This is a genomic window from Pseudomonas sp. NKUCC02_KPG, assembly GCF_019345465.1.
In the GTDB taxonomy this organism is placed as follows: domain Bacteria; phylum Pseudomonadota; class Gammaproteobacteria; order Pseudomonadales; family Pseudomonadaceae; genus Aquipseudomonas.
The window spans coordinates 56104-76555 of record NZ_JAHKRC010000004.1 but is presented as its reverse complement, the minus strand read 5'-3'; the positions used below and the strand labels follow the sequence as shown (position 1 = coordinate 76555).

Here is a 20452-nt window from a genome sequence, read left to right as displayed (position 1 = left end):
CAAGTTCAAGTCCAGCTACAGTGTGTTCCTGCGATTAACCGATCATTAACCGATGCACACTGCGGTGTACACGGCATAATCGGCCCTTAATCCCATGACCTTTTAATCGGCTCATTTAAGCGGGTATCAGCATGCATGTACTGGTTTGCGAAGACGACGAACTGATCGCCAGCGGCATCAAGGCCGGGCTGACTGCCCAGGGGCTGACAGTTGAGCACGTCGGCACGGCCAGTGCCGCGCGGGCCATGTTGAAGGCTGCCGAGTTCGATGTGATGGTGCTCGACCTGGGCCTGCCCGACGAAGACGGTCTCAAGCTACTGCAACAGTTGCGCCAGCAGGGGCTGGAGTTGCCCGTGCTGATTCTGACGGCCCGTGACTCGGTGACCGATCGTGTCGACGGCCTGCAGGCCGGTGCCGATGATTACCTGCTCAAACCCTTCGATCTGCGTGAACTCGCAGCGCGACTGCATACGTTGCTGCGCCGGGTGGCCGGGCGCAGCGTCAACCTGATCGAGCACGGCAGCCTCACTTACGATCCCAGCAGTCGCGTGACCTTGCTGGCGGGTCAGCCGGTGGACTTGTCCCGTCGTGAACAGGCGTTGTTGCAAGCCTTGCTGCACAACCGGGGGCGTGTGCTGTCCAGTGAGCAACTCAAGGACAGCATCTACGGCTTTGGTGACGAACTGGAGAGCAACGCCCTGAACGTTCATATCCATCACCTGCGGCGTAAATTGGGCAACGGTATCGTTGAAACCGTACGCGGCCTGGGCTATCGCCTGGGGCATGCCGATGGCGCAGAGTCACAGGCATGATGAGCCTGCGCCTGCGCTTGAGCCTGACGATCGGTTCGGCGTTTGTTCTGGTCTGGGCCCTGGCAGCGGCCTGGATGCTCAGCGATCTGCGTCAGCAAATGATGTTTTCCCTCGATCAGCGGCTGGTGGCCTCGGCGCGTATGGTCGCGGGGTTGCTGGAGCAGTTGCCGCAATTGCCGGTAAAAGGCGAGGGCACCCATTTCAGTGCCGAGCAACTGACCGTTCCAGGCGGCATGGCCTGTCAGGTCAGCTCGTTGCGCGGCGAGATCCTGGCCCGCAGCCACAACAATCCGGACCAGCCGATGCAGTCGCAAGCGGCAGGTTTTCATGACCAGGTCATCGACGGCGCCGCCTGGCGCACCTTTACCCTGGATCGCGGAGATCTGCGCATCACCACGGCTGATCGCCAGGTCGAGCGCGAGGCACTGAACCTGTCGGTGCTGCTGGCGGCATCGGTGCCGGTGGGCATGGCACTGATGGTCTGTTTATTGCTGCTATGGCTGGGGATCGGCCAGGGGCTGGCGCCGCTCAACCGGATGCGCGATGCCTTGATGCGCCGCGATGCCGATTCATTGCAACCGCTGCAGATCACGCCATTGCCCAGTGAGCTGAAACCGCTGCTCGACTCCCAGAACCAACTCTTTGCGCGCATTGCCAAGACCATCGAACGGGAGCGGCGCCTGACCGGTGATGCTGCCCATGAACTGCGCAGCCCGCTGACCGCGATCAAAACCCACCTGCAAGTGGCGCGCATGACCGATGGCGAGGCTCGTGAACAGTCACTGGCCCATGCCGAAGCGGGTGCCGACCGCTTGCACCGCACCCTTGAGCAATTGCTGCTGCTGGCGCGGGTTGAAGGCAGCCTGTCGTTTGATGACGGGGTCAATTGTTCGGCCGAGCAAGTGGCGCGCCTGGCGATCCATGATGCCGCCAGTGCCGGTGGTGAGCACATACGTTTGCATTTGCCGCCAGACCTCCCGGCCACGGCACTTGAAGTCCCTTCGGTATTGGCCATCGCGGCGTTGCGCAACTTGCTGGACAACGCCTTGCGCCATACCCCGCCAGACACTCAGGTGGAGTTGACGGTTGCCGTGGATGGCCCGCACGTCAGCTTCGTGGTCCGTGACCACGGCCCCGGCATAGCTCCCGAAACACTGCAACACATGACCCAGCGCTTCTGGCGCAACGGCAACAGCAACGGTTGCGGGCTGGGCCTGGCGATCGTGCAGGCGATTGTCGAGCGTTGCCGTTGCGAACTGACTTTCGACAGCCAGTCCGATGGCTTGCGGGTTGAATTGCGGATGCCATTGAAAAGCACTGTTTAAGGGGGTGGGAGCGGGCTGGCTCGCGATGCAGGCGATGCAGGCGACGCGGTCTAGCAGGTCGGCCGCAGTGATGCCATCGCGAGCAAGTCCGTTCCCACAATGGTCATGTCGGTTCGAATGCGCTCCAATGTACTGATTTCGTTACAACTTCAGTTGGACCATGGTTTACAGTACCCGCGCTCTACTGAACCACCCACAGACGGCATTTTTGTGGAGTGATTCCATTCCGGATAAACAGACCCCCACGGCGCATAAACGGCCCGCTTGACCGCTTCTACGGGGATGGCACAGAACGTGCTCATGTCCTTTCGTCCACACCGGGTGAACATGATGTTTGTCTGGTGAGAGGACCCCGTACAAGAACAATAAGAGGATGATTCATGCAAAATCACCGACCTGCCACAGAAGAACCAGAACTGCAGCGCAGCCTGTCCAATCGTCATATCCAGCTGATCGCCATCGGCGGTGCCATCGGTACCGGCCTGTTCATGGGCTCCGGCAAGACCATCAGCCTCGCAGGCCCCTCGATCATCTTCGTCTACATGATCATCGGCTTCATGCTGTTTTTCGTGATGCGCGCCATGGGCGAGTTGCTGTTATCCAACCTCAAGTACAAGTCGTTCATCGATTTTGCATCGGACCTGCTGGGCCCTATGGCGGGTTACTTCACCGGTTGGACCTACTGGTTCTGTTGGATCGTGACCGGCATCGCCGACGTGATCGCGATCTCTGGCTATACGCACTTCTGGTTCCCGGACATCCCCCTGTGGCTGCCTGCAATCGGCTGCGTCGCGCTGCTGCTGTCGCTGAATCTGATCACGGTGAAAATGTTCGGTGAGCTGGAATTCTGGTTTGCCATGATCAAGATTGTGGCCATTTGCGCGCTGGTCTGCACCGGGCTCTATATGGTGACCACTGCGTTCCAGTCGCCGACGGGCAACTCCGCATCCCTGACCAATCTGTGGAATGACGGCGGAATGTTCCCCCACGGCGTGATGGGCTTCTTTGCCGGTTTCCAGATTGCCGTGTTTGCCTTTGTCGGTATCGAGCTGGTGGGTACCACCGCCGCAGAAACCAAAAATCCGGAGCGCAATCTCCCCCGTGCGATCAATTCGATTCCGCTGCGCATCATCATGTTCTACGTGTTTGCGCTGATCGCGATCCTGGCCGTTACCCCGTGGCGTGATGTCGTGGCCAACAAGAGTCCCTTCGTTGAACTCTTCATGCTCGCCGGTCTGCCTGCTGCGGCTGGCATCATCAACTTCGTGGTTCTGACCTCTGCGGCCTCTTCGGCCAACAGCGGCGTGTTCTCAACCAGTCGCATGCTGTTTGGCCTGGCAATGGATGGCGATGCTCCGAGCAAATTCAAGAACCTGTCCCGGCGATCGGTGCCTTCCAACGGCCTGATCTTCTCCTGTATCTGCCTGCTGGCGGGGGCGCTGGTGATCTATGTGGTGCCCAACCTGATGGAGGCGTTCACCCTGATCACCACGGTATCGGCCACCCTGTTCATGTTTGTCTGGACCATGATCCTGCTGTCCTACCTGGCCTATCGCAAAAAACGTGATCACCTGCACCGCGCATCGAAATACAAGATGCCCGGTGGCAAGGTCATGGTTTGGGTCTGCCTGACGTTCTTCGTGTTTATTCTGGTACTGCTGGCTCTGGAAACCGACACCCGCCAGGCGCTCTACATGGTGCCCGTCTGGTTTGTGCTGCTGGCTTTGGGTTATCGCTCGGTTCGGCGCAATAAACAGGAGATCGAGAACCTGGCCTGCCAGGCAGAGTAATCGCGGTTTTCACGACACAGGTTTTGCCCGGGGGGCGGCACATGAGGTGCCGCCCCTTCGTTGTTTGCTGTCAGGGAGCGGTTGGTCATGCGAATTCACGTCACGTTCAAAGACCGCGTCGGCATCACCCAGGAAATCCTGATGCTGCTGGGCGCGCGTAACCTCAATCTCGACGCGGTGGAAATGAGCCCGCCGAATGTCTATATCGATGCACCTACCCTGTCCCGAAGCGTGCTTGAAGAGCTTGACCATGCGCTGATGCGGGTAGCAGGCGTGCAGGCCGTGAAGCTGGTTGACATCCTGCCGGGCGAGCGTCGGAGCCTGCAGCTGGAAGCCTTGCTCGCCGCCATGAGCGATCCGGTGATGGCCGTAGACCCCGACGGTTGCGTGCTGCTGGCCAATCCCAGGCTGACTGACCTTTACGGTCGCGATCCCACGGGTGAGCCGCTGTCGAATCTGTTCGCTGCACCGGATCTGGCCCGTACCCTGATCAATAAAGGCTTTCGCCTGCCCATGTGTGAAGTGAGTTTCAAGGGCTGCGACCTGCTCCTTGATGCCACGCCCATCAGCGGCGGTACAGAGGTGCTGGTGGGGGGGCTGCTGACGCTTTACCCGCCCAGCCGCATTGGTGAGCGATTGGCGTCGTTGCTGCGCGACCCGGCTGAAGGGCTGGAGGCCTTGCTGGGCAAGTCTGCGGTGCTTGAAGACCTCAAGTCGCGCTTGCACAAAGTGGCGAGCCTGGATGCGCCGCTGCTGATCCAGGGCGAAACCGGCACCGGCAAGGAACTGGTGGCTCACGCCTGTCATGCCATGAGTGCCCGGCGTGATGCATCGTTTTTGGCCCTCAACTGCGCAGCGCTGCCCGAGAGCCTGGCCGAGAGCGAGCTGTTCGGTTACTCCGCCGGTGCCTTCACCGGCGCCCAGCGTGGCGGCAAGCCGGGCCTGCTGGAGTTGGCGGACCGTGGCACGGTGTTTCTCGATGAGGTAGGAGAGATGTCACCGTACCTGCAGGCCAAGCTGCTGCGGTTCCTCAGCGACGGCTGCTTTCGGCGCATCGGTGGCGAGCGCGAGGTGCGGGTCAACGTGCGGGTGCTCTGTGCAACCCACCGCGACCTGGAACGCATGGTGAGGGAGGGCACCTTTCGCGAGGATCTCTACTATCGGCTCAACGTCCTTAACTTGCTGGTGCCGCCGTTGCGTGAGCGTGGCATGGACATCCTCCTGCTGGCCGAGCACTTCCTGCGACAGGCGTGCGAGCAGATCCACCGGCCGCCCTGCCGGCTGGCGGCGGCGACCCATCCGCTGTTGCTGGGTAATCGCTGGGCGGGCAACGTGCGCCAATTGCAAAACGTCATCTTCCGCGCTGCAGCGACCAGCGAGGGCGATGTGATTGATTGCGACAGCCTGGAGCTGGCCGGGACTGAACTGACCAGCCAGAAGGCGGATGCCGAAGAAGTCGTCAGCCTGGAAGCGGCAATGCAGGGTTTCGAAAAAACCTTGCTGGAACGTTTTTACGTGGCCTACCCATCTACCCGTCAGTTGGCTTCGCGCCTGCAAACCTCGCACACGGCCATTGGGCAAAGGCTGCGTAAATACGGGATAACCTCGCGCAATTGACCACGGTGCGGATCCCGTTGCAGCTGCCTCGTTCCCTTGGCAACTGCAACGGCAATGGTAGGCAATATGCCAGTGGTTTGAAAATGCTCCACCGGAGTGATTTCACTCCGCTCCCGCCTGAACCCCGCCTGTGCAGGACTAACCCCCCATCACCCTGTCACGGCTGGAGCGGTATCGCTCCAAAGACCCGTTCGCAATACGCTTAAACTAATATAAGTAACTGTTTTTAAAGTACTTTATTGAGTTGGCATCACACTTGCTCTTGTTCAGTCAGTAGCACCGTACCTGCGGTGGCCTGTCCGTCCTGCACCAGGACACATTGATAACAAGAGAAAAGTCCATGAGCACTCTGCGTTTTACTCCTGAACATGAATGGCTGCGTCTGGAAGCGTCGGGCGAGTTGACCGTCGGCATTACCGATTTTGCCCAGCAAGCGCTGGGTGATGTGGTGTTTGTGCAGTTGCCCGATCTGGGGGTGTTCAGTGCAGGTCATGAGGTTGCAGTGCTGGAGTCGGTGAAAGCGGCCAGCAATATCACCATGCCGTTGACGGGGGAGATCGTGGAGGTGAACCAGGCGTTGGCGGATGACCCTGAGCAGGTCAACGCTTCGCCCATGGGCGACGGCTGGTTCTTCCGGATTCGCATCGACAACATGGCGGCTTTCAACGACCTGCTGGACCAGCAGGCCTACGACGCCTTTGTGGCAGAAAACGCCTGAGCCGGAGCATCCCCATGACCCAAGCACATTTGCCTCTGAGCACTGACAACGAGTTTATTGCCCGCCACATCGGCCCCGATGACGATGACATACGCGCGATGCTTGCGCGGGTTGGCCACGACTCTCTTGAAGCGCTGATTGAAAGCGTGGTGCCGCACAGCATCAAAGACACCAGCGTGCTCGAACTGACTGCCGGTGAGGGCGAAGCCCGGGCGCTGGCTGCAATCAAGACGATTGCTGGCAAAAACCTGTTGTTTCGCAATCACATCGGCCAGGGCTATTACCCGTGCCATACACCGCCTCCCATCTTGCGCAACCTGCTGGAAAATCCGGCCTGGTACACCGCCTATACCCCTTACCAGCCAGAGATCTCCCAGGGGCGGCTTGAAGCCTTGCTCAACTTCCAGACGATGGTCAGCGACCTGACCGGCATGGAAATCGCCAATGCCTCATTGCTGGACGAGGCGACAGCGGCGGCCGAGGCAATGACCTTCTGCAAACGCCTGGCAAAAAACCGGGCCCCGGCCTTTTTTGCCTCCCATCACTGCCACCCGCAAACCCTCGACGTGCTGCGCACTCGTGCCCAGCCGCTGGGAATTGAAGTGGTGGTGGGTGATGAGTGCGAGTTGGTGCAGGAAGATTTCGAGGGTTATTTCGGCCTGCTGCTGCAATATCCCGCCAGCACCGGGGCTATCGTGGATCACCGGGCACTGGTGCAGGGCGCCCACGGGGCCGGTGCCCTGGTGGCTGTGGCGGCGGACCTGCTGGCACTGACCCTGCTGACGCCGCCCGGTGAATTCGGTGCCGACGTGGTACTGGGCAGTGCCCAGCGCTTTGGTGTGCCGTTGGGTTTTGGCGGACCTCATGCGGCTTATTTTGCAACCCGCGACGGATTCAAGCGCGATATGCCGGGGCGTCTGGTAGGCATTTCAATCGACCGCCACGGCAAACCGGCCATGCGCCTGGCCATGCAGACCCGCGAGCAACATATCCGCCGCGAAAAGGCCACGAGCAACATCTGCACGGCACAGGTGCTTCTGGCCAATATCGCCAGCATGTTCGCCGTCTACCACGGCCCTCGGGGCCTTGCGGACATTGCCCGACGGGTCCATCGCCTGACCTCTATTGTGGTTCAAGGGCTGCAACAGCTCGGGCACAAGGTCGAGCAGCAGCACTTCTTCGACACGGTCAGCGTGGTGCCTGCCACATCGGTTCAAGACGTGATTGACGCTGCAACCGCAGCGCAGATCAACCTGCGCCGGATCGACCCGTTGCGTGTCGGCCTGTCGCTGGACGAAACCTGCGAGCAGGCCAGCGTCGAAGCCCTGTGGTCGGTGTTTGCAACACAGGGTCAGGCATTGCCGGACTTCGCCGCACTGGCGGCAGCGACGGGTGATTGCCTGCCGCTGGCGCTGTTGCGTGAGACGCCGATTCTGCAACACCCGGTGTTTAACCGCTACCACAGTGAAACCGAGTTGATGCGTTACCTGCGCAAGCTGGCCGACAAGGATCTGGCGCTGGACCGCACCATGATTCCATTGGGCTCCTGCACCATGAAGCTCAATGCCGCCAGCGAGATGATCCCGATCACCTGGCCTGAGTTCGGCGCCTTGCATCCCTTTGCCCCGAGCGAGCAGACCCTGGGTTATCAGCAACTGACCCGGGAGCTGGAAGCCATGCTTTGCGCGGCCACAGGCTACGACGCCATGTCGTTGCAGCCCAATGCCGGTTCCCAGGGTGAATACGCCGGTCTGCTGGCGATTCGCGCTTACCACGCCAGCCGTGGCGAGGCCGGTCGCGATGTGTGCCTGATTCCATCTTCAGCCCACGGCACCAACCCCGCCACCGCACACATGGTCGGAATGCGCGTGGTAGTCACGGCCTGCGATGCGCGGGGCAACGTCGACCTTGAAGACCTGCGTGCCAAGGCCATCGAGCACCGTGATCGCCTGGCTGCACTGATGATCACCTATCCCTCGACCCATGGCGTGTTCGAAGAAGGCATCCGCGAAATCTGCTCGATCATCCATGAGCACGGCGGGCAGGTGTATCTGGACGGCGCGAACATGAATGCAATGGTGGGCCTGTGTGCGCCGGGCAAGTTTGGTGGCGACGTGTCCCACCTCAACCTGCACAAAACCTTCTGCATTCCCCACGGCGGCGGCGGCCCCGGTGTTGGCCCGATCGGGGTCAAGGCGCATCTGGCACCGTTCCTGCCGGGGCATCAGACCCTGGCCCGCAAGCAGGGCGCAGTGAGTGCGGCGCCCTATGGCAGCGCGAGCATTTTGCCGATCACCTGGATGTACATGCGCATGATGGGCGGGCAGGGCCTCAAGCGCGCCTCGCAGCTTGCAATTTTGAATGCCAACTACATCGCCCGGCGTCTGGAAGAGCACTACCCGGTGCTCTATACCGGCGACAACGGCCTGGTGGCCCACGAATGCATCCTCGACCTGCGCCCGCTCAAGGAAACCAGCGGGATCAGTGTCGATGACGTTGCCAAGCGCCTGATCGACTACTGCTTCCACGCGCCAACCATGTCCTTTCCGGTGGCCGGCACATTGATGGTAGAGCCCACGGAGAGTGAGTCCCTTGCCGAGCTGGACCGCTTCTGCGACGCGATGATCAGCATTCGTGAAGAGATCCACGCCGTGCACAACGGCACGCTGGACAAGGATGACAACCCGCTCAAAAACGCGCCGCACACGGCTGCAGAGCTGGTTGGCAAGTGGACGCACCCCTACAGCCGCGAGCTGGCGGTATTCCCGCTGGAGTCATTGCGTGACGGTAAATACTGGCCGCCGGTGGGACGTGTCGACAACGTCTACGGCGATCGCAACCTGGCCTGCGCCTGCCCACCGATAGCCCTGTATCAGGACGCCTGATCGCTCTGCCCGGATTACGATCCGGGCAGAGCCTGAAACGTGAATCTCTAATAAAAAGGAAAATCTCATGTTCCATAAAAGCCTGACCCTGTCTGATTTCGACCCAGCTCTGTTCGACGCCATCACTCGCGAGGCGCAACGTCAGGAAGACCATATCGAGCTCATTGCTTCCGAGAACTACACCAGCCCGCAAGTGATGCAGGCCCAGGGCACCGAGCTGACCAACAAGTACGCCGAGGGCTACCCGGGCAAGCGCTATTACGGTGGCTGCGAATATGTCGATGTGGTGGAGCAGTTGGCAATCGATCGCGCCAAGGAGCTGTTTGGCGCCGGGTATGCCAACGTGCAGCCGCACTCGGGCTCCCAGGCCAACTCGGCGGTGTACCTGGCGTTGCTGCAGGCGGGCGATACCATTCTGGGCATGAGCCTGGCCCACGGCGGCCACCTGACCCACGGTGCAAAGGTCAGTTCCTCGGGCAAGCTGTACAACGCCGTGCAATACGGTATCGACGGCAATGGCCTGATCGACTATGACGAAGTCGAGCGTCTGGCCCTGGAACATCGGCCAAAAATGATCGTTGCCGGTTTTTCGGCTTACTCCAAGACCCTGGACTTCCCGCGTTTTCGTGCGATTGCCGACAAGGTCGGGGCTTATCTGTTTGTGGACATGGCCCATGTTGCGGGTCTGGTTGCCGTTGGTCTGTACCCCAACCCGCTGCCGTATGCCGATGTGGTTACCACCACAACCCACAAGACCCTGCGCGGCCCACGCGGCGGACTGATTCTGGCCAAGGCCGATGCGGACCTGGAGAAAAAACTCAACTCGGCGGTGTTTCCGGGTGGCCAGGGCGGGCCCCTGATGCATGTGATCGCGGCCAAGGCCGTGTGCTTCAAGGAGGCGCTGGAGCCGGGCTTCAAGGATTACCAGTTCCAGGTCATCAAGAACGCTCAGGCCATGGCAGAAGTCTTCAAGCAGCGCGGGTATGACGTGGTCTCCGACGGCACCGATAACCACCTGTTTCTGGTCAGCCTGATCCGCCAGGGCATCACCGGCAAGGACGCCGATGCCGCATTGGGCCGGGCCCATATCACCGTCAACAAAAACGCCGTGCCCAATGACCCGCAGTCGCCGTTCGTGACATCGGGTTTGCGCATCGGTACACCCGCGGTGACCACCCGTGGTTTGCAGATCCCCGAGTGCCGTGCGCTGGCGACCTGGATCTGCGACATCCTCGACCATCCGGGTGATGCCGCCATCGAGGCCCGGGTTGCGCGGCAGGTCAGCGAGATGTGCGCTTTGTTTCCGGTGTATTCGAAGTAGAGGCGAGCATGTCGCTAAGTGTGTTTGATCTGTTCAAAGTGGGGATCGGTCCTTCCAGTTCGCATACGGTAGGGCCGATGAAAGCTGCCGTGGCGTTTGCCCTGGGGCTCAAGGCACAAGGGCTGCTGGAGCAGACAGAAAGTGTGCGTGCCGAGTTGTATGGCTCGCTCGGTGCTACCGGCAAGGGTCATGGCAGCGACAAGGCCGTCATGCTGGGGCTGGAAGGGGATTACCCAGATACCCTGGACACCACCACGGCGGATGCCCGGGTTAGCGCGATTCGCAGTTCGGCCAGTCTGTCGTTGCTCGGTGAAAAAGCGATCCGCTTCGTCGAGAAAGAGCACCTGGCGATGATTCGCAAGCCCCTGCCTTACCACCCCAACGGCATGATCCTGCGAGCGTTCGACCAGGCCGGATTGCAAATGTGCAGCCGTGAATATTATTCGGTGGGTGGCGGCTTTGTGGTCGATGAGCAAGCCATCGGGGTCAATCGCATCGTTGCTGATCGAACCCCGTTGCGCTATCCGTTTTTGTCGGGCCGTGAACTGCTGGAGCAATGTACCCGCAGCGGTCTTTCGATCAGTGCGTTGATGGCCCGGAACGAGGCGGCCTGGCACACCCCGCAGCAGCTTCGCGAGGGGTTGCTGCATATCTGGCAAGTGATGCAGGACTGCGTGCTCGCCGGATGCCGCAATGAGGGAATCATGCCTGGCGGACTCAAGGTCAGGCGCCGTGCGGCGCAGCTCTACCGCCAGTTGAGCAGCAATCCGGAAGCGGCACTCAAGGACAGCCTCTCGGTGCTCGACTGGGTCAACCTGTACGCGCTGGCCGTCAATGAAGAAAATGCCAGCGGTGGCAGGGTCGTGACGGCACCCACCAATGGCGCGGCGGGGATCGTGCCTGCGGTATTGCACTACTACGTACGATTTGTGCCGGGAGCGGATGAAAACGGGGTGCAGCGCTTTCTGTTGACGGCGGCGGCCATCGGCATTCTGTACAAGGAAAACGCCTCGATTTCCGGTGCCGAAGTCGGCTGCCAGGGCGAGGTGGGTGTTGCCTGCTCGATGGCTGCCGGGGCGCTCTGCGAGGTGCTGGGCGGCACGGTGGAGCAAGTGGAAAACGCTGCCGAAATCGGTATGGAACACAATCTGGGCCTGACCTGCGACCCGATTGGCGGTCTGGTGCAAGTGCCCTGCATCGAGCGCAACGCGATGGGCTCGGTCAAGGCGATCAATGCTGCGCGCATGGCCTTGAGGGGCGACGGCAAGCACTTTGTCTCCCTCGACAAAGTGATCCGCACCATGCGTCAGACAGGCGCCGACATGAAGAGCAAGTACAAGGAAACCGCACGCGGTGGCCTGGCCGTGAACATCATCGAATGCTGACATCTTTTCAACTCATTCAAGGATTCACCCATGTCTGACGAACAACTGCTGAAAACCCCGTTGCACGTTTTGCACCTGGAGCTTGGCGCCCGCCTGGTGCCTTTTGCCGGTTACGAAATGCCGGTGCAATATCCGTTGGGCGTGATGAAAGAGCATCAGCACACCCGCGAACAGGCGGGCCTGTTCGACGTATCGCACATGGGCCAGATCCGCCTGCACGGTGCGGGTGCGGCCAGGGCCCTGGAAGCACTGGTGCCGGTGGACATCATCGACCTGCCCGTGGGTATGCAGCGCTATGCCATGTTCACCGATGAGAATGGTGGCATCCTCGACGACCTGATGGTGGCCAATGCCGGGGAGTACTTGTTTCTGGTGGTCAACGCCGGTTGCAAGCAACAGGACCTGGCGCATTTGATCCGGCACCTGGGCGCTGCCTGCGAAGTGGAGTCGCTGTTCGACAGCCGCGCCTTGCTTGCCCTGCAGGGGCCGAAGGCTGCTCAAGTGCTGGGGCGCCTGGCCCCGGAGGTACAGGCCATGACCTTTATGCAGTTTGCCAGCGTGCGTTTGCTCGGTGTCGATTGTTACGTCAGTCGCTCCGGTTACACCGGCGAAGATGGCTACGAAATTTCCGTTCCGGTCGAACAGGCAATACGGCTGGCCCGTGCGCTTCTGGCCGAGCCCGAGGTCAAGCCTGTCGGTCTGGGTGCTCGGGATTCGCTGCGCCTGGAAGCGGGCCTGTGCCTGTACGGCCATGACATGGACGTCACCACGACACCGGTTGAGGCCAGCCTGGGCTGGGCTATTTCAAAGGTGCGGCGCACCGACGGCGAGCGTGCCGGTGGCTTCCCCGGAGCCGGGCGCATCCTCGGGCAGCAGCGCGAAGGCGTGGCCAGCAAACGCGTTGGCTTGTTGCCTCTGGAGCGTGTGCCGGTGCGTGAAGGCACACCAATCGTCAATGCCCAGGAGCAGGTGATCGGCCATGTCACCAGCGGTGGTTTTGGTCCCAGCCTCGGCGGTCCGCTTGCGATCGGCTATGTGCAAAACGCCCATGCTGCACTCGACAGCGAAGTCTTCGCCGTGGTGCGGGGCAAGTGGGTGCCGATGCGGGTGGTTAAAACGCCTTTCGTCCCTCAGCGTTACTACCGGGGCTGAGGCCGCGATGCGAGGAGCACTAGCATGAGTGAACACCTGTCTGTCGCCACCCGCCCGCAACCGTTGCAGGCGGGGATCAAATTGCGTGGAGCCGACAAGGTTGCCCGTATCCCGGTGAAGATCCTGCCGACCGAAGATATACCGCGTAAGCCTGACTGGATCCGCGTGCCGATATCCACCTCGCCGGAGGTGGCGCGGGTCAAGGCGCTGCTGCGCAAACACAAACTGCACAGCGTGTGTGAAGAGGCTTCTTGCCCGAATCTGGGCGAGTGTTTCTCGGGCGGTACCGCGACGTTCATGATCATGGGTGATATCTGTACCCGTCGCTGCCCGTTCTGTGACGTGGGACACGGCCGCCCGAGGCCGCTGGATGCAGATGAACCGAAGAACCTGGCGATTGCCATCGCCGACCTTCGACTCAAATACGTGGTCATCACCTCGGTGGACCGTGACGACTTGCGAGACGGCGGTGCCGGACACTTTGTCGACTGCCTGCGCGAAATTCGCAAGCTGTCACCGGGCGTACAGCTGGAAACCCTGGTGCCCGACTATCGCGGTCGCATGGACGTGGCACTGGCGATCACAGCGCAAGAGCCGCCTGATGTGTTCAACCACAATCTGGAAACAGTGCCGCGGCTGTACAAGGCGGCGCGCCCCGGATCGGATTTCGAGTGGTCACTGGACTTGCTGCAGAACTTCAAGCACAAGGTGCCCCATGTGCCGACCAAGTCCGGCTTGATGCTGGGTTTGGGGGAGGCGGACGAGGAAGTGATCCAGGTGATGCAGCGCATGCGCGAGCATGATGTCGACATGCTGACGCTGGGGCAGTACCTGCAGCCCTCGCGCAGCCACCTGCCGGTGCAGCGTTTCGTGCACCCGGACACCTTCGCCTGGTTTGCAGAGGAGGGGCAGCGCATGGGTTTCAAAAACGTCGCGTCGGGGCCGCTGGTGCGCTCCTCTTACCACGCTGATGAGCAGATGAAGGGGGTTTGATACAAGAGCCGTAGCCGCTGGCGAAGGAATGAGGCTGCGTCCACGGGCGCAGCCTTCGGCCGTTGCCACGAACGGGCGGGCCCCATTGAAAGCGTCGTAATGGGTCAGGTGACGAAGCTTAATCGGTGCTCAGTACCTTGACGATGGCGTCAATATTGCCCTGCAACTCGGCCACAGGATCGGCGCCGTCTGCCGTCACCACCACCAGTTCACTGCCACCCTCGGCAATTGCAGCGATGACTGCAGCCGAAGGCTGGCGGTGATCCAGCACCAGCGCCACATCATTGTCTTTCAGGGTGTGGGTCAGCGCTTGCAGCGACTCGGGCGTCCAGGTCTCATCCCCTTTGTGATCGACTTCGACCCGTTCCAGATTCAACCCGCCAATCAAGTAGTCCAGCCGATCCGACAGGCTCACCACGGCCAGATTGTCGGCCTTGGCCAGCTGTGCCTCGCTGTCGGCGCTGAGCTTGAGCAAACGCTGTTTCAGACTCGCCAGGTTGGCTTCGATCTTCGGCTTGGCAGCAGGCGCCAACCGCACCAGGTCGGCCGCGATCACATCCGCCATGCGTCCCATGTTGTTGCTGGTCAGCCACGGCTGGCTGTTCAGGCCATCGCTGTGAGCTCCCGGCTGTACGGCTATGCCCGGCAGGCTGCCGTCCACTGGCCGCGCCGCGTCAACTTCAACAATGCGGATATTGCTGCGTCGTGCCATCGGATACAGCGGGTCATCGCTCCACAATGAGCGCAGGCCGATAACGGCATCGGCCTGTGTGGCCAGCGTGTGCAGGGCAGGGGCGCCGCGCCCGCTGAAGTAGGCACTCTGCCGGCTCCCGGGCAGGTTGGCCGCTGCGGCCCGTTCCAGGGTCACGTTACTGTCCTTGAGCAGCAACTCGCCTAGCCCGTAGGTGATCGGCAGGCTGGCGAGGACGCGCACCGGTTGCGTCGCTGTGTCGGCTGCCAGCAGAGGCGTGCTGAGCAGGCCGGTAATGGCCAGAGCCAGTGAGAGTTTGCGCAGAGTGAACATTTATCCAATATTCCCTTTCAGGCTGGGCACCACGCCCCGGGCGATGGCGGCGAGGGCGAAGGCGATACCGGCCATCAAAATAATTGCGGCGCCGGACGGGATCGGCAGGTCAAACACGATGGGCAGCAGGATGCCGCACAGGGTGCTGACGGTGGCGATCAGTACTGAAATCCAGAAAAAACCCTTCAGCGACTGGCTGAGCAAACGCGCCGCCGCTGCCGGAATCACCAGCAGGGCGCCCACCAGAATCGCGCCAATGACTTTAACGGCCGCGACGGTAATCAGCGTCACCAGGATCACAAACAGATAGTCCAGGGACTTCACTGCCACCCCGCGTACAGCGGCCAGTTGCGGGTTGAAACTGGCGAGCATGATGCGGTTGTACAGCGGCAGGCTGAGGCCCAGCACCAGCGCGCCGACAATCGCCAGTACCAGCAGATCATTGCCGTTGACCGTCAACACTGAACCGAACAGCACGTTTTCCAGGATATGCACGTTGATCTTGCCCGCCAGAATCAGCAGCAGGCTGGCGCCCAGTGCCAATGACACCGACAGGAACACGCCGATCAGGGTATCCGGTGCCAGCCCGGTGCGATAGCGCAGGTAATTGAGCGAGATGCCGAACAACAGGCAGTAGCCGAACAGGCTGCCATAAGGTCCGGTGTAGGGCTCACCCAGCAGGATGCCGATGGCCACGCCGGTCAGCGCGGCATGGCCCACGGCTTCGGAAAAAAACGCGAAACGCTTGACCACCACCAGCGTGCCCAGGCCGCCGAGTACCGGGCCAATCAGCAAACCGGCAAGCAATGCATTGACCACAAAACCGTAAGCCAGCACTTCGGGCAAATAGCCTGCAGATGCCCAGCCCTGAACCATCAGACGGAACGCTTCGTAACTCATGAAAGGGCGCTCCCGTGAGCCTTGGGATGGGTTGAAAACAGGTTGAGCAAGCGTTCGGGGCTCAGGGTCTGTTCAGGCGGGCCGTCGAACAGGACCTGGCGATTGAGCCCGGTCACCCGTTCTGCCAGTCGTTTCACGGCGGCCAGATCGTGCTCGATCCACACCACGGTAACTCCGGCCTGACGCCATTCAGTCAGCAAGCGCTCAAACACTCGGGCACCGGCCTCGTCCAGCGCCGACATGGGTTCATCCAGCACCAGCAGTTGCGGTGCGGGGATCAGGCCCTGTGCCAGCAACACGCGCTGGCGTTCACCGCCGGACAGCGCACCCATGCGCCGCTTGCGCTTGTCCTGCATGCCCACACGCTCCAGCGCGTCGCCGATGGCCGGAGCCACCTTGCGCGACAACCCCATAAACGCCGGGCGGCGCTGGCACATGGCGGCCATGAAATCATCCACGGTCATGGGCAGTCCGCGATCGAACTCCAGTGCCTGGGGAACATAGCCGATCAACCCCGGTTCACCGGGCCAGTCAAGGCACAGGCGACCCTGATGGGGCATTTGCCCCAGCAGCGTCTTGATCAGCGAGCTTTTGCCCCCGCCGTTTGGCCCCACCAGCGCATGGACACTGCCGGGGCGAATGCTGAAACTGACGTGATCCAGAATGGGCGTTCGACCCAGGGTCAGCGACACCTGATCAAACGTCACTCCCGGCCCGCAGGCCGCTACCGGCAAGTGTTCAACGGCAGTCATGCTCCGGCCTCCTGAATGGCCCTGACCACGGTATTGAGGTTGCCGGTCATTTCTTTTTCGTACTTGTCAGCGCTGTAGTCGCCATAGGAAATATGGGAGAGCGGGTACAGTTTGACCCCGGACTCGCGCTGAATGGTCTCGACATAAGTGGACGGGAAGTCCATCTCGGAGAAGATCACCTTCACATCCAGCTCGCGCAGTTGATCGATGGTTTTCTTCAACTGGCTGGGGCTTGGCTCAATGCCGTGGGCCGGCTCGACCACGGCAGTGACCTCCAGGCCGAACTCGCGCAGCAGGTAGTCGTAAGCCGCGTGCACCGTGGCCACGCGCAGGTCGGCGTTCGGAGCCTGGGTCAACCTGGCCAGGGCATCGGCCCGCATTTGACGCAGGCGCTTGCCATAGGCGCGGGCATTGGCGGTGTAGGTCCTGGCGTTGGCCGGATCGAGTTTGCCCAGTTCACGGGCAATGTTGTTGACCTGGGCAATCGAGGCGCTGATCGACAGAAAGGTGTGGGGGTTGACCACCTTGCCCGCACCACGCGCTGCGTTGCCGGTGGCGGCCAGCAAGGGGACATTCTGGTTGGCCTCGATCACCGGGATGTCGGGTTTTTCGCTGGCCTCGATCATGCGGTCGGCAAAGTCATCATGGCCCACGCCATTGAGCACGATTACATCCAGTGTACCGATGCGCTTGATGTCTTCAGCGCGGGGCTCATAGGCGTGGGGGTTAAAGCCTGCGGGAATCAACGGCACCACTTCGGCCTTGTCACCGACGATATTGGCCACGTAGCTGTAGTAAGGGTGCAGGGTGATACCGATGCGCAGCGGCTTGGCCAGCGGGGTCGGGGCATCGGCAAATGCCTGGGGTGACAGACAAAAGGCAAACAGGGCGGCCAGCAGCACGGTGCGGCGACGCACAACAGATGAAATCGACATGGCGAGCAGTCTTCTCTCAGGTCAAGCGGTGGGTTCAGTGCCGATGCTGGCGTGTGACCCCGGCATCGAATTGCGCGATCACTTGCTGCCAGCCACTTTGATTAAGGGCGGCATCGCTGAAGTCGGCGGGGGCTTTTGCGTCGGGATTGCGGTTGAGCCATATATCCGGCTGGGTGCTGATTCGCATCAAGAACGACCCCGCCACCTCAGGGGTGGGGCTCAGGCCCAGGTAGGCCTGTTCACCGAGCAGCTGCCAGACATGGTTGCCACGGCTGACGGAGCTGGCATCGCTGGCAAAGGGGGCAAAGCCTTCTTCGGCCAGTTGGACGGGTTGGGGCAGGGCGCTGGACGCTTCGCGCAGCAACTGGATTTCGTCCAGCGTGACCCGCAGGTCGGCGTAGATGCCTTGTTCGGCAGCGCTCAGGTCCCGTCGTGCATCCAGTTGATGGGCGGCCACGGAAGTCACTTCCTGGGATTCGTGACGCCAGGCCACCACGGAGCCGGCCACGGTCAGAATCAACAGGCACAGCAGCAACACATACAGGGTTTCATGACCGGCACCGGCCGGGCGCACTACGTGAGTACTCATGGGGCCTCGATATCGGCTTGGTCGATTTCGACGATGTGACCCGGACCTGCGTCGAACAGCACATAAAATTCGGAATCGGGGCGCTTGAACGTCAGGGTTGAATCCGCGCCCAGCTTGCCGGGCACCAGGATGGTTTCGTCGTAGCCGATGACATCCAGGGTCACTCCCGGTGCGCCGCTGCCGTCGGAAAACCCGCCGGTACAACGGATCTGTCCGTCTTCCACGGCCTTGCACTCACACATCGGGTTGTGGGCCAGTGCCTGGCTGCAAACACCGAGCAACGCAATCAATCCTGCCGCCAGGGCAGGTTTTTTAAACAGGCGCGAATGCATTATTTGGCTCCTCGTTGGGCCAGCCAGGCGACCGTTGCCGGTGAGGCCTGACTCAGGGGAATGGAGACCTGATGCATGGAGCCGTCCCACCCCTCAAGGGTGATCCATAGCTCGGCGTCGGGCTTGGTGCGATCCGGGATCGGCATGGTGGCGCCCATGCGGTATGGCGTGCCGAAGAAAATCACCCCGGCGGCCCGCAGGCTGCGAGGTTTGCCGATTCGCAGATAGGCAGCCTTGACCTGATTGATGCAGGTGTCGCACAGGGCAGCGTTAAAGCTCTTCATGTAGCCCGCCGGGCCGTCCGGGCGCGGGGCTTCGTTGCGCAATTCGGCCAGTTTCAGGCTCCAGGGACCGACCTGCACGGTGCCGATTTCACGCTCGCCCAGGCCGCTGTCCCCGCGAAACAGCGAGGCATCGGCGAAGTACTTGGGCATAAAGCCCAGCGGCACCAACAGCAGCAGAATGTTTATGTGAAAGCGCCATTTGTGCCACAACCGGCCAAGGGTGGACGAGGGCTGTGCAGCCACTGCCTTGCTCATACATTGGCCTCTTCGGGCTGTTGGCTGTGCGCCGTGACGGTCTGGGTTGCGGCAGGTTTACGCTGGGATTTCTCGCTGCGCTTGAGGGCGTTGGCGGTGGCCAGCGCCGTGCGTTTGGTCCAGATCAGCAGGCCGCTCAGAATCATCATGCTGAGGATCAGGCCGAAGAAGAACCAGATCAGCTTGACCCACAGTCCGCCAAAATCGCCGGTGTGCAGCGGGCGCATGGATTCGGTTACCAGCTCCAGCCCGGACCGGTCGGCAATCATTCGCGAGCCTTCGATCGCGCCGTTGTACGGGTTGATGTCTGCGGTCTGGAACAGCAGCGGGTACCAGCCCGGGCCGCCGACTTCGATATGTCCGTAGGCATTGCTTGGCAGGCTGACAAAACTCGCGTCCAGCCCGGGGATTTTTTCGGCGGCAATTTTTACTGCCTGGTCGAGGTTGATCTGCGGTGCGGGCTGGCCGTCCGGCATGATCGGTACATCCTGGCGCGCCACAACGGGCGGGTTGCCAGTGGTTGAAATCGAAATCTGGTTATCGAACATAAAGGCTTCGATCAAGAACCACAGGCCGGTGATGGAAATCACGGCAATAAACCAGATCGACCAGATGCCGCACAGGCGGTGGAAATCGCCCCAGAAAATGCGCGCTCCGTGATTAAAACGCAGGTTGGGTTTGAAAAAGCCTTTCCAGAATTTTTTGTAGACCACCAGCCCGGTAATCAGCGACCCCAGCAGCGGAAGGCCGAGGAACGACACCAGGTACCAGCCCCAGCTATAGCCATTGGTAAATGGCACCAGCCACCAGCCGTGCAGGGCGCGAGTAAAGGCCTGGAAGTTGAAGCTGGGGCTCTCACCCTGAATCGCTCCGGAATACGGGTTGATGTAGAGCGATGGCGAGCGGCCGTCGGGATAGACCACACGGGCCACCAGGGCAAAATGCGACTCGTCCGGGCGGCTGATCGACTGTACGGCCAGGTTCGGTTCGGCCTTTTTAATGGCGGTCAGCACCTGTTCGTAAGTCAGCAGCGGTGCATCATCATCCGGCTGAGTGGCGCGGGCCTCGGGGGTGGCAAGCCATACGATCTCCTGGCTGACCACGGCCAGTGTGCCGGTCACGCAGACGATCAGGACGAAGAACCAGATAGGCAGGGTCAACCAGCTGTGAACCAGAAACCAGAGTTTGGAACGGGACTTTTTGGACATGGGAAACGGCAAACTCGCAGCAGGGCGGGTGTGTAATCGCCATTGAGAAGCGATTGCTTATCCATGTAGGACGAATGAGATGAGCAAAACCCGAAGCTGGACTTGTAAGAAAATGTTTCCGGTGTGGCCAGGTCCGGGTGCTCCCACATTCTGTACCCTGGCGGTGCGGTCGCTA

At 61.1% G+C, this 20452-nt stretch carries 18 protein-coding genes; 10 read left to right on the top strand and 8 right to left on the bottom strand.

The window, feature by feature from the left end; genetic code table 11:
• Positions 1–131: 131 nt before the first annotated feature.
• The 10 genes from KO536_RS06675 to lipA all read left to right on the top strand — a co-directional run bounded on the left by KO536_RS06675 (position 132) and on the right by lipA (position 13998).
• The gene (locus KO536_RS06675; protein WP_133077180.1) at positions 132–812 is read left to right on the top strand and encodes a response regulator; all 681 of its coding nucleotides are present in this window, start codon (positions 132–134) and stop codon (positions 810–812) included.
• Positions 809–2137 (top strand): ATP-binding protein, encoded by a 1329-nt coding sequence (locus KO536_RS06670; RefSeq protein WP_219261509.1) that lies wholly within the window; start codon positions 809–811, stop codon positions 2135–2137. Before KO536_RS06675 ends, KO536_RS06670 begins: the two co-directional genes overlap by 4 nt.
• A gap of 380 nt (positions 2138–2517) precedes the next feature.
• A complete protein-coding gene (gene cycA, locus KO536_RS06665) occupies positions 2518–3927 on the top strand; it encodes a D-serine/D-alanine/glycine transporter (RefSeq protein WP_133077181.1) in 1410 nt (469 codons plus the stop codon).
• Positions 3928–4014: 87 nt separating this feature from the next.
• Entirely contained in the window at positions 4015–5544 is a 1530-nt protein-coding gene (locus tag KO536_RS06660; protein ID WP_133077182.1) for a sigma-54-dependent transcriptional regulator, read from the top strand.
• 340 nt (positions 5545–5884) lie between these two features.
• On the top strand, positions 5885–6262 hold the full coding sequence (gene gcvH / locus KO536_RS06655) for a glycine cleavage system protein GcvH (RefSeq protein WP_133077183.1): 378 nt from the start codon (positions 5885–5887) through the stop codon (positions 6260–6262).
• A gap of 14 nt (positions 6263–6276) precedes the next feature.
• Entirely contained in the window at positions 6277–9147 is a 2871-nt protein-coding gene (gene gcvP, locus KO536_RS06650; protein ID WP_219261508.1) for an aminomethyl-transferring glycine dehydrogenase, read from the top strand.
• A gap of 67 nt (positions 9148–9214) precedes the next feature.
• Positions 9215–10468, top strand: a complete 1254-nt coding sequence (glyA, locus tag KO536_RS06645) for a serine hydroxymethyltransferase (protein ID WP_133077185.1) — start codon at positions 9215–9217, stop codon at positions 10466–10468.
• 8 nt (positions 10469–10476) lie between these two features.
• On the top strand, positions 10477–11853 hold the full coding sequence (locus KO536_RS06640) for an L-serine ammonia-lyase (RefSeq protein ID WP_219261507.1): 1377 nt from the start codon (positions 10477–10479) through the stop codon (positions 11851–11853).
• 30 nt (positions 11854–11883) lie between these two features.
• Positions 11884–13005, top strand: coding sequence for a glycine cleavage system aminomethyltransferase GcvT (gcvT, locus tag KO536_RS06635; RefSeq protein ID WP_219261506.1), 1122 nt, complete (start codon positions 11884–11886; stop codon positions 13003–13005).
• Positions 13006–13029: 24 nt separating this feature from the next.
• Positions 13030–13998: a lipoyl synthase gene (gene lipA / locus KO536_RS06630; protein ID WP_219261505.1), complete on the top strand. Its 969-nt coding sequence runs from the start codon at positions 13030–13032 to the stop codon at positions 13996–13998.
• A gap of 118 nt (positions 13999–14116) precedes the next feature.
• On the opposite strand, the gene KO536_RS06625 is transcribed toward lipA, so the two are convergent.
• Genes KO536_RS06625 through KO536_RS06590 form a run of 8 tightly spaced genes read right to left on the bottom strand, consistent with a single transcriptional unit; the run spans position 14117 to position 20277 of the window.
• Positions 14117–15022, bottom strand: a complete 906-nt coding sequence (locus tag KO536_RS06625) for a metal ABC transporter solute-binding protein, Zn/Mn family (RefSeq protein ID WP_219261504.1) — start codon at positions 15020–15022, stop codon at positions 14117–14119.
• A complete protein-coding gene (locus KO536_RS06620) occupies positions 15023–15922 on the bottom strand; it encodes a metal ABC transporter permease (protein ID WP_219261503.1) in 900 nt (299 codons plus the stop codon).
• The gene (locus KO536_RS06615; RefSeq protein ID WP_133077191.1) at positions 15919–16674 is read right to left on the bottom strand and encodes a metal ABC transporter ATP-binding protein; all 756 of its coding nucleotides are present in this window, start codon (positions 16672–16674) and stop codon (positions 15919–15921) included. Before KO536_RS06615 ends, KO536_RS06620 begins: the two co-directional genes overlap by 4 nt.
• A complete protein-coding gene (locus KO536_RS06610; RefSeq protein ID WP_133077192.1) occupies positions 16671–17609 on the bottom strand; it encodes a metal ABC transporter substrate-binding protein in 939 nt (312 codons plus the stop codon). The genes KO536_RS06615 and KO536_RS06610 overlap by 4 nt, the downstream gene beginning before the upstream one ends.
• A 34-nt stretch (positions 17610–17643) precedes the next feature.
• A complete protein-coding gene (locus KO536_RS06605; RefSeq protein ID WP_133077193.1) occupies positions 17644–18198 on the bottom strand; it encodes a DUF6162 family protein in 555 nt (184 codons plus the stop codon).
• On the bottom strand, positions 18195–18530 hold the full coding sequence (locus KO536_RS06600; RefSeq protein ID WP_133077194.1) for a hypothetical protein: 336 nt from the start codon (positions 18528–18530) through the stop codon (positions 18195–18197). The genes KO536_RS06605 and KO536_RS06600 overlap by 4 nt, the downstream gene beginning before the upstream one ends.
• Positions 18530–19069 carry a thiamine pyrophosphate-binding protein gene (locus KO536_RS06595; RefSeq protein WP_219261502.1) on the bottom strand — a complete coding sequence of 180 codons (540 nt, stop codon included), beginning with the start codon at positions 19067–19069 and terminating at the stop codon, positions 18530–18532. Before KO536_RS06595 ends, KO536_RS06600 begins: the two co-directional genes overlap by 1 nt.
• Entirely contained in the window at positions 19066–20277 is a 1212-nt protein-coding gene (locus KO536_RS06590; RefSeq protein WP_133077196.1) for a PepSY domain-containing protein, read from the bottom strand. Before KO536_RS06590 ends, KO536_RS06595 begins: the two co-directional genes overlap by 4 nt.
• Between the last annotated feature and the right edge of the window lie 175 nt (positions 20278–20452).

Coding starts and splice junctions, on each gene's coding strand:
- KO536_RS06625 (WP_219261504.1), bottom strand. CDS start 15,022: ATGTTCACTCTGCGCAAACTCTCACTGGCTCTGGCCATTACCGGCCTG.
- KO536_RS06600 (WP_133077194.1), bottom strand. CDS start 18,530: ATGCATTCGCGCCTGTTTAAAAAACCTGCCCTGGCGGCAGGATTGATT.
- cycA (WP_133077181.1), top strand. CDS start 2,518: ATGCAAAATCACCGACCTGCCACAGAAGAACCAGAACTGCAGCGCAGC.
- KO536_RS06660 (WP_133077182.1), top strand. CDS start 4,015: ATGCGAATTCACGTCACGTTCAAAGACCGCGTCGGCATCACCCAGGAA.
- glyA (WP_133077185.1), top strand. CDS start 9,215: ATGTTCCATAAAAGCCTGACCCTGTCTGATTTCGACCCAGCTCTGTTC.
- KO536_RS06670 (WP_219261509.1), top strand. CDS start 809: ATGATGAGCCTGCGCCTGCGCTTGAGCCTGACGATCGGTTCGGCGTTT.
- KO536_RS06610 (WP_133077192.1), bottom strand. CDS start 17,609: ATGTCGATTTCATCTGTTGTGCGTCGCCGCACCGTGCTGCTGGCCGCC.
- KO536_RS06615 (WP_133077191.1), bottom strand. CDS start 16,674: ATGACTGCCGTTGAACACTTGCCGGTAGCGGCCTGCGGGCCGGGAGTG.
- KO536_RS06590 (WP_133077196.1), bottom strand. CDS start 20,277: ATGTCCAAAAAGTCCCGTTCCAAACTCTGGTTTCTGGTTCACAGCTGG.
- gcvT (WP_219261506.1), top strand. CDS start 11,884: ATGTCTGACGAACAACTGCTGAAAACCCCGTTGCACGTTTTGCACCTG.
- gcvH (WP_133077183.1), top strand. CDS start 5,885: ATGAGCACTCTGCGTTTTACTCCTGAACATGAATGGCTGCGTCTGGAA.
- KO536_RS06675 (WP_133077180.1), top strand. CDS start 132: ATGCATGTACTGGTTTGCGAAGACGACGAACTGATCGCCAGCGGCATC.
- KO536_RS06640 (WP_219261507.1), top strand. CDS start 10,477: ATGTCGCTAAGTGTGTTTGATCTGTTCAAAGTGGGGATCGGTCCTTCC.
- KO536_RS06595 (WP_219261502.1), bottom strand. CDS start 19,069: ATGAGCAAGGCAGTGGCTGCACAGCCCTCGTCCACCCTTGGCCGGTTG.
- KO536_RS06605 (WP_133077193.1), bottom strand. CDS start 18,198: ATGAGTACTCACGTAGTGCGCCCGGCCGGTGCCGGTCATGAAACCCTG.
- KO536_RS06620 (WP_219261503.1), bottom strand. CDS start 15,922: ATGAGTTACGAAGCGTTCCGTCTGATGGTTCAGGGCTGGGCATCTGCA.
- gcvP (WP_219261508.1), top strand. CDS start 6,277: ATGACCCAAGCACATTTGCCTCTGAGCACTGACAACGAGTTTATTGCC.
- lipA (WP_219261505.1), top strand. CDS start 13,030: ATGAGTGAACACCTGTCTGTCGCCACCCGCCCGCAACCGTTGCAGGCG.